Below are 19,239 nucleotides of genomic sequence, written 5' to 3'. Positions count from 1 at the left end.
CGATCGGGATTAGATCGTACGGCTTTTCGAATAGCCCTCTTTCCGGAGGATATCCAACACCTTGGCACGCAGGTCCCCTTGGATGATTATCTCCCCGTCCTTCGCGGAGCCGCCTACGCCGCATTTCACTTTCAAGAGTTTCCCCAAGGCGGTCAGATCCTCGGAAGTGCCCCGGAACCCGGTGATCAAGGTAACCATCTTCCCTCCCCGGTTCCGTTTGTCCAAGGAAATACGCAAAGCTTGTTTCTCCTTCGGCAACGTATCTTCCTCCTCCGTATCTCCCGTATTATATTGAAAATCGGGATTCGTGGAGTACATCACGCCTAATCGATCTTTCCAGTCGTTATCCTTCATATATACTATTGTTTTTAATGGTTCAAAGCTACGGATTTATCCCGAAATAGGCAAACAAGCATTTCTTTTCTCCCAATGATGTTTTTCGGGGAAATAAAACACGTCTTTTTGTGACCCAATATTATAATTTATTTCTTACGTTTACATATTCTAATTTTGGTTTCACTTAAATCTAGCAATAAGATGAAGAGTAGTTTGATTTACTATTCAGCGATATCCATATTTTTCTTTCTTGTACGGGATCTAAAGAAATCTTCGTTTTCGACCGGGAGGGACGTTTCCAATTCGCGCTTAACGAAAAAGGAGACGGCCCGGGGCAGTACCTAAATCTGTCTGATTTCGCGATCGATACAGCCCGCAGGAATTTTGTAGTACTCTGCGCCGTCAGCAACGCTCTCTTTTTCTATGACCTAGGGGGTAAATTCATCGAGAAAAAGAGACTTCCGGATATTACTGGAGCCTACAATTCTTTCCAGTTCCAAAACAAGGATACGATCGCTTTCTTCACCTATAATAATGACAATCGCCTGAAGTTCTATTCCCTATCAAGAAATGAGATAATCGATGAATATTTCCTGGAAGAGAGAAAAGATATATTTTGCAGGGGTGTATTTCCTTTCCCACACGCTCTCCGCAGATCTTTGACTAACACGATTTATTCACTTTCAGGAGCGACCTTGACTGAGCTTTATCGCTGGGATTTCGGAGATTTAAACAATGACATTGAGAATTTAAAGTTTCGTCCCAATATGAGCAAGCAAGAACAAATCCAATACGTAAAGGACGCCTATTCCTCCAAGAGCGTAAATTATGTAATAGATTCACAAGGGCAAAACAGCAGATACCGATATGCCATGGTTGTCCGTAAAAACAAATACATCCACTTGTTCTATAATAGGGAAAAACATGATTTGCTTCAATTCGAGCGAACCAAGGAAGGCTTGCAACTTTACCCGATCTACTTCGGAGAAGACTTCATCCTTTGTACCCCGGAAGGAGGGCTTCCACTAAATGATCTATTTCCCGAGAAGCTAAGAAATGAGGATCAGCAAAGAATCATTCAATCGCACTCGGAAGAAGAGAATCCAATCTTAGTAAAATATGTTTTCAAAAATGAAGAGTAACCAGAATACTTCTTCCTTCCACCCACAAAAAAACTCTGCCGGATCAGCGCCTCAAACACTCGATCTGGCAGAGTAAACCTCAAATTCAATTATCTCTTAGCGAAATCAATAATCATTTTTCTTTTATACTTAAAATTCAAGTCTCCATCATCCGCATGTACAATCCAATCCCCCCAACAAGATAATTAGAATAGATACACATTTTTTCATTTTCTTGTGTTTTTAGATTGATATAATAAGATTATGCTCACAATTCAGCGGAAATAGACTTAGAAAAAGTACGGTTGCAAGTTCGTAAAAAAAATATTAATACAGCAAAATAAATCAATCATATTCAAGAATAATTTCCATTTTCAAAACTCATCATAAAGATTTATCGAATGAACCTTTAATATCTAACACACTAGAACACCATATGCCGCTATCCAGAGATATGGAATATCTTTTGTTATTGTACACATTATATGTTTCCTTAGAATAGATACCCTAATAATCATGATTACTACCTATAGTAAACCCGATCTACTATACATAGTAATTCAAAATACTATGGATAGAAATTCGAAGAGAGCAAGTCTCGTTTACATAAATAGTTAAATATCAATACTATGCAATTATAACAGGTAAAAAACAGACTTATTGTATATTTTTTCGAAATAAAATTCAGTACGATTGTCCAGCGCAAAAATATTATACGCCACCAAACATCATATGTCTCAACGAGGAGTCGCACACGTATCCGTATCAAAACCATTATTTTATGAAGATGACAGACAAAGCCTTTGCTTTATAAAAGCGGATTCACTACATTTGCTACAAAATTTTCTATTGATGCTTATATCGCTTAGAATCATCGACCATGAAAAATACAATTCCTCTCATATTACTTTTATTTTGTATCCATTTGGGCGTGGGCGCACGACCCTCAGAAGGCAAGTCGATCGTCGTACTGCACTCCATCAACTTCGAGGAAAGCTGGACGAAACAGACCTATCTTGATATAGAAAATAAATTCGGGAAGGAAGGGTTTACCGTAAAGGCGATTCCCTTACAGATCCCCGGTATCCGCACGATGGAAGGTTTTCAAGAGAAGAGACAAATGATCCTAGAGAGAGTACCTGTGCCACCCACCTTAGTCGTATGCATAGGAGATCCCTCTTGGCTTATCACCCGCCCGTTATTTGACAAGGAATGGAAAGATGTTCCCTCTATCATCTGCTATGCCAGAGATAATATGTACCCGAAAGAAGAATATCTGATAGATCTGGATACCAACGCGCTCGAGACCTTAACCCCCATCACGGACGTAGTAAAAGGCTATAACGCCACTTTTATAAAATACTCAGTCTATATCAAGCAGACGATCGAGCTAATCAAAAAGCTACAACCGGGATTAACCAAGCTGGCCTTTATTTTCGACCATCGTTATATAAGTCAGCAAACGAAAGCGGATGTGGAGGCCGTGCTACGGAAAGATTTCCCGGGCATCCAATTCGAACCGCTGTCTACGACTTCCATTTCCACCGAGAACTTATTGGACAGGCTGGCCTCTTTCGACAATAAGACCGGCGTCCTTTATTACTCATGGTACAGGACCCAGAAGGACAACGAGAATCGTTACCTAGTCGATAACGTCCAGAAAATGATTAACAGCTTCTCAGTTCCCCCCGTCTTTACCTTGCAAGACGTACAAACAGAAAACGGGAATTTCGCCGGGGGATATTATGTTTCTCCGGAGGATTACGCGCAGGTGACGGCCAACACGATCGAAATGATCCTCTCGGGAAAAGATAGCAAAGAAATCTCTACCCTGACTTCGGGAACCCCGAAGACTTACCTGAATTACCAACACCTATTGCTTCACCAAATCGATCCCGGCTTATATCCCCCAAACGCCACTTATTTCCAAGAGCCTCCCGGTTTCTTTCAGAAATACAAGGTCCATATCATAAGCCTACTCGTCATTCTGGTGTTATTGATAACGATAGGGATATTACGGGTACACCTCTTTATCCAAAAGCAAAAGGGCAAAGACAAGGAACTACGAATCGCACGCCAAGCGCAGGACTTAAACCAGAAATATCAACTCGTCTTGAAAGCCAGCAACATGATGACATGGACGTGGGACGTAAGAGCCGAGATCATAGAGTGCAATAATGTCTACCTCACCCAAAGATCCGCCCGTGACAAAGGCGTAAACGGGATATTCAAGATGTCACCCAATGAGTTCTATAGCGGCGTGTACCCGGATGACCTAGACCGGCTCCGTGATAAGATGGAAGCACTTGCCTCCGGCGAGGGCCAACCGGTAGATGAGGAAATCCGCTACCTAGACGATACGGGGGAAAACTATATATGGATAGAAATTTACGCCATCACCGGCAAGACCGATCCCGTCGGTAAACCTATCTACCTGATCGGGGGAACTGCCCTGATCCATCAACGCAAGCTGATGGAGCAGGAATTGAGGGACAAAGCGAAGGTAGAGGAATCCAACCGGCTGAAATCAGCCTTCCTAGCGAACATGAGCCACGAGATACGTACCCCGCTGAACGCTATCGTAGGGTTCTCGAACCTGCTCGCCCAAACAAACCCCTCCGAGGAGACAAAAGAATTTTGTGAGATCATCGAGACGAACAACGAACTTCTCCTTCAACTCGTGAACGATATTCTGGATCTATCGAAGATCGAGGCCGGGCAAATGGATTTCATCTATTCCGAGTTCAACGTATCCACGCTATTCCGGAGCTTATACCAGACCTTCCAAAGCCGGGTGAAAGACGGTGTCACTCTCTATTGCGAGATACCCGAACAGGATTGTGTTATCTATTCCGAGAAGAATCGCTTGACCCAAGTGATCACCAACTTCCTCACGAACGCCTGTAAGTTCACGTTCCAAGGGTCTATCCGCATGGGATACAAGGAGAGGGAAGATGGATTATACTTTTACGTAAAAGATACCGGAAAAGGTATTGAGCGGAAGAACCTCCCGCACGTATTCGAGCGTTTCGCCAAATTCGATTCCTTTATCCAAGGAACTGGACTCGGGCTATCCATTTGCCAAACGATCCTAGAGAATCTTCACGGGAAGATCGGCGTAGAGTCGGAAGAAGGAAAAGGGAGTACTTTCTGGTTTACGATCCCATGCGCTGTATCAAGACCGTAGCGTAAGCCGAGATCCCTTCCTGCCGTCCGGTGAAGCCCAGCTTCTCCGTGGTGGTGGCCTTGATAGAGATATCCTCCTCGTCCACGTTCATGACCTCGGCCAGCGTTTTCTTCATCAGAGGAATATGGGGATTCAATTTAGGGCGCTCGGCGGCTACGGTGGCATCGATATTACCCAACTCATAGCCCGCGTCTCTTAAAAGCCTCATGGTATCCCGGAGCAAGATCTTACTATCGATATTCTTATATTCACCGGCCGTATCCGGGAAATGATAACCGATATCCCGCATATTGGCCGCTCCCAATAAAGCGTCACAGATCGCATGGATCAGCACGTCCGCATCGCTATGTCCCAATAGACCCAACGTATGCTCGATCTTAATCCCGCCCAGCCATAATTCCCGGTCCGGCACCAAGGCGTGGACGTCATAACCAAAACCTACACGTATCTTCATACCCATTTATCTGAAAAGGTTCTTGATTCCATCCATATCGAACGACAAGGAGAAGCGCAATGTCTGGTCCAACGGGTTACTCTGTACCGTACTGATCAGATAAGCGGCATCCAACTGGAAAACACTCATGCGGAAACCGGCACCGACCGAGAAATACTGACGGTTTCCCTGATATTTATTCTCATAGTAATAACCGCCACGAACAAAGAACTGCTGATTGTAATTATACTCCAGACCGATAGAGGCCATAATCTCCTCTAACTCACCCTTGAAGCCATTCGGCGAGTCTCCGAATGATTTGAAGATACCCGTGATCGGGGACATATTGTTATATTCATCATGTTTTTCCTTATAAGCAGCCTCATCCTCGGGAGTCGTACCTTCTTGAATAGGTTCGGTAGGAACTAAATATTTACTCAAATCCACATAGATACCGATTTGGTTATAATCATCGATCGGATACAGCAAACCGGTTCCAACCTTTAACATCGTAGGCAAGAATTGGTTGGTATTTCCGCCGTCGTAAGAGACCTTCGTACCGATATTGGAGACATTAAAACCAAAGCTCCACAGGCACTCGCTATTCCCTAAGATCACGTATTTCTCCAGATAACCGGCGATATCAGCGGCAAAAGCGTTATCCGGAACCATATCCGCGTCCGACGAGGCACCCATGTCCGAACGAATATAGCGCAAGGCGACCGCCATAGAGAACACATCCGATAATTTACGGCTATAACTTACATCAAAAGCCATCTCATAAGGATTCAATATGAGCTGATTACCCATTCCTCCATCCCGGCTTTCCTGCACTTCTCCTAAAGAGAAATAACGCAAAGAGGCTCCGATCGCCTGCATATCGCTATCGCCTAATTTATAATAACCGGCCAGATACGCTAAAGCCACATCATTCACCAATTTACGTAACCAAGGCGTATAGGATAAAGCGACTCCGGCCTTACTATAGCTAAAAGCATACTTAGCCGGGTTCCAGTACTGGGAATTCACATCCGGCGTAGTAGCCACACCGTTATCACCCATAGCACCTCCGCGAGCGTCGGGCGCGATAGACAAAGACGGTATCGCCGTATTAATCGGGGCGAATTTATGTTTAACATCGTCTGCGCCTCCTTGGGCATATAAAGCCGTAAATGCCGTCAAAAAGCTGAAAACCGCTAGTAACAGACTGAATCTTGAAACTCTTACCATATATTCTATTCTAAAAATACATTTACATTTATCATTCCTAGAGGGTAATAAACATACCCCCATGCTTATTATAAACTAATTACCCGATACTTTATTGTGCGAGAATGATTAATTTATTCGCTTTCGTCGCCTCTTTCGAGTTATTCGTGCTAATCGCCGCCCGATACAGATAAACTCCCGGGCGCAACCGCCTGCCACCATTATCCGTCAAGTTCCAAGTTACGATATAAGCCTTAAACAACTCGGAGGAACCGCTCTTCTCGGTACTCCATAGGAACTTACCGGTCATATCATAAACCATAACCGTCACCTTTAAGTTTGACTCCGGACGATTGTGATGCAGAAAGAATTCCACTTGATCCCGTGCCGGATTCGGGGTGGCATACATCTCGATCAGATTAGGTTTCAACCCTTCCGCCACCTCAAAAGTAAAGGTATAGGTCGTGGAGTTATTTAAGATATCCCACACCTTAAACTCGGCGGTATGCATTCCCGGCTCCAGCTCGGGGATGGAGAACTGGACAAGTCCTTCGTTCTCACTATCTGGTAGCAACGCATAATAACTATTTAAGTTATAGCTCATAGAGGGCATACTATCAATCGTCAACATCATATCATGCCCTACGCTACTGCCGGTTATATTCACGCCGCTCTTATCCCACAGCTTCGCTACAAAATAAGGAGTCGTGTTTACCTTATCGCCCGAAACAAAACTGGAATCATTCAAATAGATCTGCCGGATTTCGGGACCGATCGTATCAGTCTCCGCCGTATCCGAAGTCCCCCCCACGATAAAATCGAAGAAAGAACCCTGCGCCTCTTTTGTCTCGGAAGACGCATATAGGTTTAATTTACCTTTCTTATTGGAATAAGAGATATCCTTCGGGACCATAAAAGTAAAGCTGAACTTTCCATTTCGAACCGAGTCTCTACCTATATAAATCGTATTCGGATAATCGAGATAAGTGAATTTCTCAGAGCTATTCCCTAAAGTCGTAATGGAACTTTGGCTATCAAATATGGTCGAGCTTAATACGCCCGTGAAATCCGCGGCAAAAGAACCTGACGGATTCAAGATTTCACCCTCTACCGTAATCCGGGATAACGCCTTAAACTCAAAAGGCTCATCAGAAACAGCTTCTCCATTCACAGCCGTCACCCGAGCCTTATACTCTGGATACGCAAACTTTAACGCCGGGTCTCCGATTAAGATAAAGTTCAATTTATTTGAGTCATTGAGTTGACGTTTCGTATACATCATCGCCTCTCCAAGTGTATAACGGCTATTCGCGTCTTCTTGGAACAGGTTATCGATGAGCGCCTTATTTAAGTTCGCATTATTACCGGAGAACACGACACGGGTCGTCGTAAACAAAGCGATACCCCCACTGGTAGGATTCAAGAAAACAGATTCACCCGCAGAAGTTTTCACATCGTCAAAACGGGTAAAATCGCAGGTAGCCGTCACCCACACCGGCAGATGCTTATAGCTGGAATTATTGATATCGGTTTGTGTCCATACGCTTTCGTCCGCCCAATGGGTCGTACTGCCATGCCCCGTATAATTAATCAACAACTGACCACTTTTTAATAGTTTCTCAATCTCATTATGCACATCCGGATAAGTCCCGAGGCTGCTACGCTTATAAGCATCGAAATACACTTTATTAACTAGAAAACCGGGTTGCACCTCTTCAATGGCCTCAGCAAGCTGATCTGCCTGCTTCATATGATTCGTTGTGAAGCTATCCTCATTATTTCCATCATCCGCCACGAATGTCACGTTATTCTTCCAACTACCCAAATCCTTGTTCTCCATATAAGAAATCGTCTTATCCACCATCTGAGTCGCCTCCGTTACTGTACGGATTGGAAAGCGCCCGACACCCAGACACATCTTATCTCGGCTAAAATTACTGCCGGAATTATCCTCTAAAAACGCAAAATAATCATCTGTCGCATAAGAGTAGACATTCAATGACTCTTGAGACTGGAAAGTCAGGAGCATATTACTCCGTGAAACACCTTGCACCTCACCGCTTATCCCCCGATTATCATAGATCCCGTCTCCGAAAAGCAATAAATATTTTGGAGGATTACCCAAAGAGGAACTACGATCGTAAAACATCTTCATCAAACGACGATATGCCGTCGCATCTGGAGTTCCACTAGAGAACTCATTATAAATCGCCTCTGGAGTTACGACTTCAACAGTCAAGCCATCTTTCTCACGGTGCGCAACCGCCAAACGCTCCGCCTGCTGAACCAAAGACGGGGCCGATATAATAATCATATCCCTCTGTTCCAAACCATGCAGATTCGAGGAAGCGACTTCTCCCACGACTTCCGGAGAAGGAAATGTTTGATTGGTTTGAACCAACACAAACTCCCTCAATCTACCCGCTGGTATTGTAAATGAAAGTTCAGAACCATTCAGATCGGCTTCCACTCTCTTCACATTCAACGCATCGGTCACATCAAACACCAAGGTATTCGAATTCGCCTCGCTAATAACAAAGCGAGACGCATTTCCTACAGAAGTCAAGCTTCTGAAAAAAGTAGAAGCCCCATAAGGGCGCAACGTACGGACAAATTGCATACGGATATAGTCCAAACGTACATTCGTATGTCCACTTGAACTATAGGAAACCACTACGTTATTTTTCTCACTTTTTGATCCCTTCCATAACGCGGTGGTTGTCCCGGGAATCGCCTTTGTATACGATCTGACATTCGAGCTTACTGTTTGGATAGAAGGTATGGTTATATCCAACAATTCGGAGTCATTGATACTTAAAGAAGCCGTACCGGAGCCAGAGTTAATTCTTGAGATAAAACGCATGGTCACCTTACCGTCCGCATCCGTAATCCCGGGGATAGAAGAAAAGGTAGAAATTGTACGAGGGCGTGCCCCACTAAAGTCCTCTCCAAAAAACTCCCGGCCGGATTGGTTTACGGAGACTAACTCTTGCTCATGCAATAGATAATCATCATAAGTCGTAATCCGAGTGGAAGCGCCACTCGCTTGAGCCACGGAAGTCATATCATTCGTCGGAGTGGCATCGGTCACAAAATAATAGCCATACAATGAATAAGGATTATTCGTATGCACGAATGTCTGGCTCGACGAGTCATACTCCCATTTAACCGGACCTTTCCCGTAGAATAACAGGTAATCACTCCCACGCCAAACCGGTGTAGAAGGGACATCATCGATATATTCCTTACTGAAATCCTCATCCAAGGGCCATCCTCCATAGCCATGGACAGAGACTTTCGATGCGTCCGAGAAACCCATATTCTTCAAATCCGCATAGGATAATTTGTAGATTCCGGTCTTATCCACCCGGATCTTCACCCATTTCCCCTCCGATAACAGGGATTTAGAAGCATAACGGCTACCATCCGCCCATGTATATGAGCAAAGTAATAAACCTATAATGAATATATATATTAATCTTCTCATCTCACATAAAAATCCAGAAGCTTCCGCTCGCCAAGATATCCCTCCAGATGATCGTCGATCTTCACGGGACCTACGCCAGCAGGTGTTCCGGTATAAATCAAATCGCCTATTTTCAGCGTAAAGAAGCGACTTACGTACGCGATAATCTTATCTACCGAAAACAGCATATTCGAGGTATTGCCTTCCTGTACCTTCGAGCCATTGATATCCAGATGGAACGGAAGCCGGTTTACATCCCCCGCTTGCTCCAGCGGAATAAAGGTCCCGATCACAGCCGAATTATCAAACGCCTTACTAATCTCCCACGGTAGCCCTTGCGCACGCAATTTATTCTGCAAATCCCGTGCCGTGAAATCAATACCGACCGTAACCTCATTGTAATAACGATGAGCGAAACGCTCGGCTATATTTTTCCCCAAACGGTCTATCCGTACCACGATCTCCGTCTCATAATGAACTTCCGATGAAAAATCCGGAATAAAAAACGGTTTCCCATCTTTCAACAAAGAGGAGTCCGACTTCATAAAAATAGTAGGCTCTGATAATTCTAACGAATGATGCAGCTCTTTATTGTGAGCGGCATAGTTCATTCCAACGGCGATAATCTTCATATTTTAGTGATTCATTGAGTTCAATCGATTAAACATAACAGCTAAATGCGCATACATAGAAGTATTCTGGACTACGATATGTTCCGGCACCCGTATACGGAAGGGGGTAAAATTCCAAAGAGCCTTGATTCCTCCCTCGATAATCCGGTCTGTCACCTCCTGCGCTTTCTCCACCGGCACGGTGATCACCCCGATCGTCGCGCCATATTCTTTCTGCTTGGCAGGAAAATCATCCATATGAAAAACGGGAATGCCATTAATCATGCTCCCGTCCAAATCCTCACGAACATCAAAGCCCGCCACGATCTCCAATCCATATTGACTCAGTCCGGTGTCATGCAACAAAGAAGCGCCCAGACTCCCTACCCCAAACAGAAATGCCTTATGCTGGGATGTAAAACCGAGGAAATCCTCCAGTACGTCAACCAATGCGTTAATATCGTATCCCACTCTCGTCTTCCCGGAGATATTCACAAAAGAGAGATCTTTAGCGACCTGACTAGGATCTACATTTATCTCCTTAGCGATCTGGGTGGATGAGATAAACGTTTCCCCTTTTCCTTTCATCAACTTTACAAACGCAAGATACCACGGCAACCTCCTTAACGTAGGTTCCGGCACTTTCCATGCCTGTTTTATATCATCGCTGGCCATTGTCTAATTTTCCTATTCATGTATAACATTCGTGCAAGCTTGCAAAAGTACAAAATTAAAGACATTCACCAAAAAAGACCGCGTTCATGAATAATTTACTCGTCCCAAAATAATAAGAGCGGAAATTCAGATCATCAGCAAAGACAAATACCGCCCCACTCTTATATTTCTTAGCGAACACAGCCGGCGTATTCCGCAATAAACTCTCATTTTTCTCCGAAAGAAATCCGGACAACAACGGTTTTTCCGTATAATGCAGAGGAGAGACGTAAGGATCGCTATCTTTCTCAAAAATCAAGTTTCCTTTTTTTAGAACCGCTATCTTCGGTTGTTCTAATCCCCAAGCCAACGGATGAGAGCTATCCAGAGAGCAACTCAAGATAACACCGCTGATGCTATTTCCTGCCGCCGCCTCTTTCTTCTCCGAGTAAGCCCGATAACGGGTAGAATCCTCTTTAAATGAAGCGTCTTTCACCGAGATCGGAAGAATCCCGGATTTATCAACCCAAGAGTAGGCCTTTCCCGAGGCGATCAACGTACCGCCATTCGCTACCCAATCCTTCAATGCCTTTTCCGACTCTTTCGTGAGATCCGGAATTCCATTCGCCAGAATAATCACATTATAACGGCTCAACTTCCGGGATGTCAGCGTAGCGGTAGCCTCAATCAATGTCGGTCTCATCTGGAAACGTCGATCTAATAAAAACCACGCCTCGCCGGAATCCGGAACTCCCATCGTACGTCCCACAAGAATGGCTACCTTCGGTAATTTCAACGCCGTATAAGCCGGGCTACCCAAATCCACGTCTTGCATCAATCCGGTTGTAGCCGCATAGATATCCACACCCGATTCTTTCGCCAGTTTAGACAATAGCTCATAAAGCTCATCGGAAGATACCGGTTGATTCCACGCAGATACCAAGATTGTACCGTACCCCATCTCTTTCTCTATATCTCCCGAACGGAAATGGAACGGGCGATTACTTGCTTGTACATGAATACCTTTCCGCAATAACTCATACATCACTTTCGGGGTATAGAACTCTACATTCGTAAAAAGGTATCCATAATCACTTTTACCGCCAATCATTTGACCGGGTACAAACCGATTCTCCACAACCTGCTTACCGATAAAGCCATTCGTATTCTTCACTTGCGCGAATTCCAAATTAAACGCATAAGGGAAGGACCAAGTAGAGATATCATAGAAAGTACTATCCTCATAGCTTAGGCAATCTTCCATAATCGCACGGATCATCGTGTTATTTTTCTGATCCACCGGGATGATAAAGGCCTCATCCGCCTTAAACGTCTTCCCATCTACCGAGAAGTCTTTCGCCAAATGATATACGTTAATCCGGTGATGCCCCATATTCTCGATAAAATGATAGCCCACAGAGCGAGAGCCACGGGTATCGAAGACATATCCTTTTACCGGCTGCTTAGCGATATCCGCCTTGACATTCTTATAATAATCCCGTTGGTAAGCCAGTAATTTATCTTTTAGCCGATAGCCGGCAAGGATCGTACCATACGAACCGAATGCTTGGTTACGAATCGTCCACGCAAACGAGCGCACCCCATTACGAGTCTCCCGCAAATGCCCCCGGGACGTACCCTGCTCATAAAGCAAGCAAACCGATCCGTGAATATCACCATAGGCGGCTCCTTTGCCGTAGTAATAATCATCGTATCCCTCCTTTGAGTAATACAACGTACCGATCTTATCCAACTCCTTTGCGCAATAAGCCGATACTTCCGCCGTAAGCTCTTGATTTTGCCGAGGAGTCAACTGATGCGTACGCTTCGGATGCCCCGGACTGAAATAGTAAGGTCGATCAGCGCCTTGCTCATGTTGGTCGGCCAATACATTCGGCATCCATTTAAAATAGGTATTCACTCCTGTAATCCCTTCCGGGTGTTGCGCCATCAGCCAATCCCGGTTGCAATCCGCCCAATAATGATTCGTACGGCTAGAAGGCCATGGCTCTTGGAATTCCCGGGAATTAAGGTCACTTACGTCCGTTTGGCTACGGGTCGTATTCACCCAATTAGCGAACCGGTTTATGCCATCAGGATTAGCTCCCGGATATAGAACGATCACCGTATTTCTCAACAGGTCATCGATCTCATTACTTTGCGCCGCCGCCAAGAAGTAAGCGACAGCCAATGAAGCGTTCACGCCGGAAGGCTCATTTCCGTGGATACTATATACCAAGTTGACAACAACCGGCATTTTCCGTATATCCAGATCTGTGGAACGATCTACATCGGTCAAGGCCAAATGCTCCTCTCTAATCTTTTCTATATTTCGTTGGTTTTCCGGAGAGGTAATTACCACCTCTATAAAAGGACGATATTGATAAGTACGCCCTACTTCCTGCAAGGTCACCCGATCCGAGGCTTCAGCCAAAGCCTTCATATATTCAACGACTTGTCCCCAATCGGCATGTTGACGTCCCAATTGAAAACCTAAAACCGTTGCAGGTTCAGGGATATTCGAATCGTACTGGTAATTGCCTTCCGGCAAGAAATAGGATAAATCATACGTTGTCTCCACCGCCTTAGGTTGGGCGAAAAGGTCTACCGACACACAGATAAACAGCAAAGAGATAATGCAGCTAGCTTTCATCTTGACAAAGGATTTTTCATATAAACGATCATGTTCTTGCCAAAATTACGAATAATTGACAACATAAAAAAGCTCCGGTGGAAAATCCGACCGGAGCTTGTCTTTTCTTCTGGGATCCGGGTTCAAAGCGAATGCCCAATTAGCCTCATCATCATGCTTCTTCACATATTTAGCCGTATCCGTAGCGGTATATAATTCCAAGGAATCAGTGCCTGCCACATACTTACCCTCGATAAACGCTACGCGAGAAAGGCCTTCCCACTTATAAGTGTTAGCCGTAGAAGCAGATTTCTCGAAAGCGTTGTTCACGCACTCTTTTCCTTCGTGAAGAATTTATATCCGAATATATAAGTCTTATCTTTCCACATATCTTTTCCGCAAAAAGTTTCGAGTTCATTCAGAACTTTTGTATTTTTACGTAAAAGTTTCGAGATATCCAAAACCATAGCAAAGATTTAGATATCACCCACTTTTAACTAAAGTGTTTACACAAAAACTTCAATTATGACAAAGAAAGAAGCTATCAAGATTTTCGAAGAGAAAAAAGTGCGTACAGTCTGGGACGATGAAACAGAGGAATGGTTTTTCTCCATAGTAGACGTTGTCGCTATCCTCACAGATAGTCCTAATCCTAGCAATTACTGGAAGGTGCTGAAACATAGGCTAAGAAAAGAGGGAAATGAGTCGGTTACAAATTGTAACCAACTGAAATTGCCTTCCACCGATGGGAAATACTACAAAACCGACGTGGCTACGACAGAACAGCTGTTTAGGCTTATCCAATCCATCCCATCCCCTAAAGCAGAACCTTTCAAGCTATGGATGGCCCAAGTGGCAAAAGAGCGATTAAAGGTCTGAAAAAAGAGAGCTTACGAGACAATATGACCAATACGGAACTTGCTCTTAATATGCTTGCCGAAGCAGCTACCACTGAATTGTCCAAAGAAAAGAATCCGCAACATCTCGAAGAACACGAAGTTATCGCCAAACAAGGAGGAAAAGCAGCAGAGGCCGCCCGCAAACAACTTGAAAGCGATTTAGGCCACTCGGTAATCTCTCCCCTCAACGCTAGAACCGGATTGAGACTTAAAGATAAAAACGACAAAGAATAGGCAAAAAGCCCCGATCGAGAAACCGACCGGGGCTTATTCTTTTTCCGCTTTCTTGCCTCACGGAAATACTGACGGAGAGCTTTAATTTTTTACTTTAGTATTAATATCCCCGCATGTTCAACCTCTCGGTTTACTTGAAGACGAATCTCCGCACGGGAATTTTAGAATTATATATCTTTATTATTTAACTACCACCTTAACAGCTTCCTCACCATCAACAGCTACGGCTACGATACCAGCAGGTACGGCGATTGTAGCGTTATCAGATGTAAGAATAGTCTCAGCAACTACCTTACCTAAGATATTGGTGATTACTACAGACTTACCAGCTGCGCCTTGGATAGTCACGGCACCGTTAGTAGCTACTACAGATACGCCTTCTACGGATACCTCATCATTAGAAGTTACCATATCATCCTTTTCTGTCGGGCGAACAGCATTGAAGATCAAAGCACCGTCAGAACCAGTCTTAGCCGCATCAAATTTAGAATCACCACGAGTCAATACCAAGCAACCATTCTGCATCTTCAACCATGCGGCATATTCAGGAGCGATTGAGCCAGACTGAGCCTCTTGGAAGCCCTTTGTTGCTTTTCCGTCAGTAGAAACACCTGCTACTGTTGCATTTGTAGACTTATAGCCTGTTTTCTCATAGATGTTAGATTCGAACAAGAACTCATTGTTCACACCTTCACCTTCGCCTCCTTCAATATAAGCCTTGGCAGCCTCTAACGGATTTACATAACGGAATGACCAAGTTACGTTCTTGTGATTATCACCAGTTAAGTCAACAATGAAGCGCTCGCACTTCGTTGCCTTATAGTTAGCGAAGATCTCAGCGGTATCAATCTTAGCCGGTTCAACTTTCTCGAAACCATTCGTTAATACGACTAAAGAATCGCCAACCTTAATAGCTCTCACGAATCCTACGCGAGTGTAACCACCCTTGATATCCATGTATGGAGCTTCCATGTCATTAATCATAGCGGAGTCACCGAAACTTACCAAATACTTACCATACGTGAAGCCTAAGGTCTTGTGAGTAGCATGAACACATTCGTATTGATCCGTTGTCGGAGTTCCGTCCGGCTTGATGTGAGGACCAGCCTCAGTACAAGGATGAGTCACGATGTTCAAATCTTGATCTTGACGATCAACAGAGATCAAGTATTGTGGTTTGATATAACCTTTACCACGATTTACCCAAGCCGTATCAATATTGAACACCAACTTACCTTTTGCTTTATCCCGGTTCCAGATACCTGCGTAATCAACGGTTTCTGAAGTCAAGTTAGGATTCCACTCATCCATCAAGTATTCTTGACGGATCTTCTCAACGAAAATCAAGCTATCAGCAGCATCGTCGGCCTTCTCACCTATGACGGCATTGTTGAAACGGCGATACAACGGGGTCTTATCTGCTTCTACCGTGAAGGCAGATGTACGAGTCTCGTTCAAGATCTGAACTTTCAATACGGCGCTCTTACCGTCATCAGCAGTACCAACCTTATGAGTTGCCTTGTCAAACTCAGCACTTGCGCTTTGGATGATAGCACCAGCCCACTTATAATTAGAAACTGAAACGTCTTGGCCTTGCGCATTTACATATTTTACAACTTCGCCTTTGTCATTCTTTACCTCGTAGGCATAGATAACTTTTCCATCAGAAGCTACCCATTTCGGAGCAGACTCTACAATCGCATAGAAATGTTTAGCATTATAATGATTATTTTCCTTGAAGAAGAATGTATCAACAACATAAGGAGTTACCTTATAATTATTAACACCCATAGAGTACTTCTCACCGTAAGCCTCAACCAAAGACTTCGCACCGTCTACAGTCTTGACTACATAGTTCGTTCTCTCCAAACGTGCGATGCCTAAACGAGCCAATGCTTTACCTTCCGGAGTATCCTTATCTTTACCGTAACCATAACCGTATCCGGCAGTAGAACCTTCTTCCAACATGTAGCGGCTTGCCGTTTCTTTCACATAGTTTACAGAATCCTTATCTGCTCCGTTGGCCATCCAATAGCTATCCGTAAACGGATTCAAATAGTTAAATACATACTTATTAACCAATAAAGAATCTGTCGGGATATAACGATAGCCTAATTTCTTATCACCTAAGATATTCTTATCCGTGATACGAGTGAAAGTAGTTTTATTCAAGACTTTATCAATAGTAGTACCCACTGCCGTACCTATGATATCACCATCCTCATTTAAAGTTAATTGAACAGAATTCGCATACAATTCGGGGAACTCACGGTTAACGAACTTTACAGGAGAAGTAGCCTTTGCCTTATCTGCCGTATAAACCTTTGTTACAACCCATTGATAAGCTGGCATGTGCATCGGATCTTGCTCATCCAAAGTAATCCATTGAGCCTTGTTCGCAGCATTGTTATCATTTAAGTGGATAGGAGCGGCCAAAACTTGTCCCTTATCATTCTTGATAATATACAAACCCTCGTCCAAGGATGTCTTGTTATTAGATGCGACACAACCATTAATACCGAAACTAATCTGTGTATTGATAGCCTTGGTACCGATCGTGACAATACGATCGGCTACCGTATAGTTTTGTAACTTAACGAATAATTGATCCGCATCGGAGTTTGCGTCTGCCGCCTGTTTGCCATCGCAATAAATATCATGGTAGTTTGAACTATATTTCACTTTGGTGGCATCTTTCCAATAACCTCTTTCAGCGGTAGGTTTCTGCGTATCCCTAACACGAGCTTCTTTTACTTGAATAAACAAGCTATCAGCAGAAGGACGATAAGTGAATAGGAACTTATGTTGCTGTGAAATATCATCCGCATCACCCGTTACCGTAAGCGCATCTGCATATTTCTCAACATTCGTATCAGACCATCCGAATTTCAAGAACTCGATACCCACACCGTTAGCGGCTGTATCGACCTTCAAGTAAGTCTTCTTATCTTTCTCGTCTTTCTTAACGACATAAACGAAATTCTTTCCATCAGCGGTTACACCATCGGCCACCTTTGCTTCAATTTGAGAAGCAGAGAATGGGTTGACATCCGCATTAGCATCCAAATGGAAATTCAATACGTCTTTGTTGTTTTTCAAATAAGCGTTGATCTCATTAGCGCTCAATACATAAGTACCGGCGTTCCAAACAGTAAATTTCAATGCATATTGAGCGTCACCTGTTTTGTCCTCGGCATCAGAAGCCATTACTTTTTTAGCTTTAACCTCATCGCCTTCACCAAACAAAATATAAGCATAATCGGAATCGATGTAAGTAAACAACTCCTTATTGGGTCTTAAACCACCCTTAGTTGGATCTTTCTCGTAACTACTCTTTGTCCAAGTTGAAGAAAAAGCCCAACCACCGAAAGAAGAACCTACATTGCTTGTCTCTGTATCAAATGCCAAAATAGCGCCAGTCTTCTTATTGATGAAATCGAAGATAGGGTTCTTTCCTTGGCTCTCTGTCTCAGTAATAGAGATACACCATAAAGAAGATTCAACATCCGTAAGATCAGAAGGAGCAACCAATTTGTACTTATCATTTTCCACGATAAGGACTTTGTCGTTTGCTTTCAATTGGAACATTCCTTTAGGAGTGGCAGACTCAAAATAGGGTACTGCCGCCGCCCCCACTCCTGAAATAGAAGTAAGAGCATCAATATGCTGAGCCTGTGCAGGAGTTTGAGCATTCAATGTGAATGCGGAAACCAGCAGACCAGCACACAAAAGTGTAGAAAACTTTTTGTTCATAATACTGAAATTAATATTAATACTAGTGTTTATTAAGATAATCAAATACTTAGCCCTACTAAACCGATCCCTAAACCATACAAAACGACTAGTCTAAACGATCGATTAAATCTTGCGTTTTTTTGATGCCTAAACGCACAGTTCGTTGAAGGAATCGCTTGTTTCGTAAAGGATAACCTATCCTATTGATAAGAAAGAGAATAAGCGGTAAAAAAATAGCCCGGAAGGGTTGCAAGTATCGAAGAAACGCGTACCTTTGCAAATGACTAAAAGAATCGATCGTTTATACTAGTCGTTTTCATACTCCAAATATCATTTCAATCTATTATTCATCAACTTTTATAGTATAGCATTAATTAATGTACAGGCGTACATTAATATTATATTAAACGAGTTACCCGGAATTTACGGATTGTCATTGTGACACTTTGAAAATTAAAGTCCTTGAGAATCGAATTTTCCGGGAGATTATACATATAGTTCCGTAAAACGAGAAAAAATATTCGCAAGTAGTTATTCCATAACAAGATAACGGAATATGCCCTTTCATTCTGGCGAAAATTATTCATCCTAATTCATATTCTTAAGGCTAAAACCTGTAATTCACCCGTATGTGAAGGCTATTTCTATCGTATGCGATGGGGATTACTACCGTATGTATCACCTAAAACATACGGTTGCGTCGGCTAACGCATATATTCGCG

Annotated in this window: 10 protein-coding genes and 2 pseudogenes; 3 read left to right on the top strand and 9 right to left on the bottom strand. The window is 43.5% G+C overall.

What is annotated here, in order from left to right:
- Positions 1–9: 9 nt before the first annotated feature.
- Positions 10–354 carry a translation initiation factor gene (locus D7V92_RS10885; protein ID WP_008773880.1) on the bottom strand — a complete coding sequence of 115 codons (345 nt, stop codon included), beginning with the start codon at positions 352–354 and terminating at the stop codon, positions 10–12.
- Positions 355–569: 215 nt separating this feature from the next.
- Between D7V92_RS10885 and D7V92_RS10880 the strand changes: the two genes are divergently transcribed.
- Together D7V92_RS10880 and D7V92_RS10875 are read left to right on the top strand one after the other, a co-directional pair.
- On the top strand, positions 570–1,478 hold the full coding sequence (locus D7V92_RS10880) for a 6-bladed beta-propeller (RefSeq protein ID WP_121772864.1): 909 nt from the start codon (positions 570–572) through the stop codon (positions 1,476–1,478).
- A gap of 859 nt (positions 1,479–2,337) precedes the next feature.
- The gene (locus D7V92_RS10875; RefSeq protein ID WP_051635824.1) at positions 2,338–4,644 is read left to right on the top strand and encodes a PAS domain-containing sensor histidine kinase; all 2,307 of its coding nucleotides are present in this window, start codon (positions 2,338–2,340) and stop codon (positions 4,642–4,644) included.
- On the opposite strand, the gene ispF is transcribed toward D7V92_RS10875, so the two are convergent.
- The 7 genes and pseudogenes from ispF to D7V92_RS10840 all read right to left on the bottom strand — a co-directional run bounded on the left by ispF (position 4,613) and on the right by D7V92_RS10840 (position 13,979).
- A complete protein-coding gene (gene ispF, locus D7V92_RS10870; RefSeq protein ID WP_008773883.1) occupies positions 4,613–5,098 on the bottom strand; it encodes a 2-C-methyl-D-erythritol 2,4-cyclodiphosphate synthase in 486 nt (161 codons plus the stop codon). The genes D7V92_RS10875 and ispF overlap by 32 nt on opposite strands.
- Before the next feature lie 6 nt (positions 5,099–5,104).
- Positions 5,105–6,307, bottom strand: coding sequence for a type IX secretion system outer membrane channel protein PorV (porV, locus tag D7V92_RS10865; protein WP_005861221.1), 1,203 nt, complete (start codon positions 6,305–6,307; stop codon positions 5,105–5,107).
- Between the two features lie 91 nt (positions 6,308–6,398).
- Entirely contained in the window at positions 6,399–9,773 is a 3,375-nt protein-coding gene (porU, locus tag D7V92_RS10860) for a type IX secretion system sortase PorU (protein WP_121772863.1), read from the bottom strand.
- Positions 9,770–10,384, bottom strand: coding sequence for a fumarylacetoacetate hydrolase family protein (locus D7V92_RS10855; protein WP_005861219.1), 615 nt, complete (start codon positions 10,382–10,384; stop codon positions 9,770–9,772). Before D7V92_RS10855 ends, porU begins: the two co-directional genes overlap by 4 nt.
- A gap of 3 nt (positions 10,385–10,387) precedes the next feature.
- Positions 10,388–11,038: a redox-sensing transcriptional repressor Rex gene (locus tag D7V92_RS10850; protein ID WP_005866780.1), complete on the bottom strand. Its 651-nt coding sequence runs from the start codon at positions 11,036–11,038 to the stop codon at positions 10,388–10,390.
- Positions 11,039–11,093: 55 nt separating this feature from the next.
- Positions 11,094–13,517: pseudogene (locus tag D7V92_RS10845) on the bottom strand (M14 family metallopeptidase); the annotation flags it as partial.
- A 198-nt stretch (positions 13,518–13,715) separates the two neighbouring features.
- A complete protein-coding gene (locus tag D7V92_RS10840) occupies positions 13,716–13,979 on the bottom strand; it encodes a hypothetical protein (RefSeq protein ID WP_121772861.1) in 264 nt (87 codons plus the stop codon).
- Between the two features lie 195 nt (positions 13,980–14,174).
- Here D7V92_RS10840 and D7V92_RS10835 point away from each other — a divergent pair.
- Positions 14,175–14,782: pseudogene (locus D7V92_RS10835) on the top strand (Bro-N domain-containing protein).
- 180 nt (positions 14,783–14,962) lie between these two features.
- Here the strand turns inward: D7V92_RS10835 and D7V92_RS10830 are convergent.
- Positions 14,963–18,535, bottom strand: coding sequence for a DUF6383 domain-containing protein (locus tag D7V92_RS10830; protein WP_121772860.1), 3,573 nt, complete (start codon positions 18,533–18,535; stop codon positions 14,963–14,965).
- Positions 18,536–19,239 lie beyond the last annotated feature (704 nt).

This window comes from Parabacteroides sp. CH2-D42-20, assembly GCF_003670185.1.
Lineage (GTDB): Bacteria > Bacteroidota > Bacteroidia > Bacteroidales > Tannerellaceae > Parabacteroides > Parabacteroides distasonis.
Note: the sequence above shows the minus strand (reverse complement) of the source record. Positions and strands in the feature narration are given on the sequence as shown.

What these genes read in the sequence shown, in the direction of transcription:
- D7V92_RS10885 (WP_008773880.1), bottom strand. Translation starts at nt 354, where the DNA reads ATGAAGGATAACGACTGGAAAGATCGATTAGGCGTGATGTACTCCACG.
- D7V92_RS10875 (WP_051635824.1), top strand. Translation starts at nt 2,338, where the DNA reads ATGAAAAATACAATTCCTCTCATATTACTTTTATTTTGTATCCATTTG.
- ispF (WP_008773883.1), bottom strand. Translation starts at nt 5,098, where the DNA reads ATGAAGATACGTGTAGGTTTTGGTTATGACGTCCACGCCTTGGTGCCG.
- porV (WP_005861221.1), bottom strand. Translation starts at nt 6,307, where the DNA reads ATGGTAAGAGTTTCAAGATTCAGTCTGTTACTAGCGGTTTTCAGCTTT.
- porU (WP_121772863.1), bottom strand. Translation starts at nt 9,773, where the DNA reads ATGAGAAGATTAATATATATATTCATTATAGGTTTATTACTTTGCTCA.
- D7V92_RS10855 (WP_005861219.1), bottom strand. Translation starts at nt 10,384, where the DNA reads ATGAAGATTATCGCCGTTGGAATGAACTATGCCGCTCACAATAAAGAG.
- D7V92_RS10850 (WP_005866780.1), bottom strand. Translation starts at nt 11,038, where the DNA reads ATGGCCAGCGATGATATAAAACAGGCATGGAAAGTGCCGGAACCTACG.
- D7V92_RS10830 (WP_121772860.1), bottom strand. Translation starts at nt 18,535, where the DNA reads ATGAACAAAAAGTTTTCTACACTTTTGTGTGCTGGTCTGCTGGTTTCC.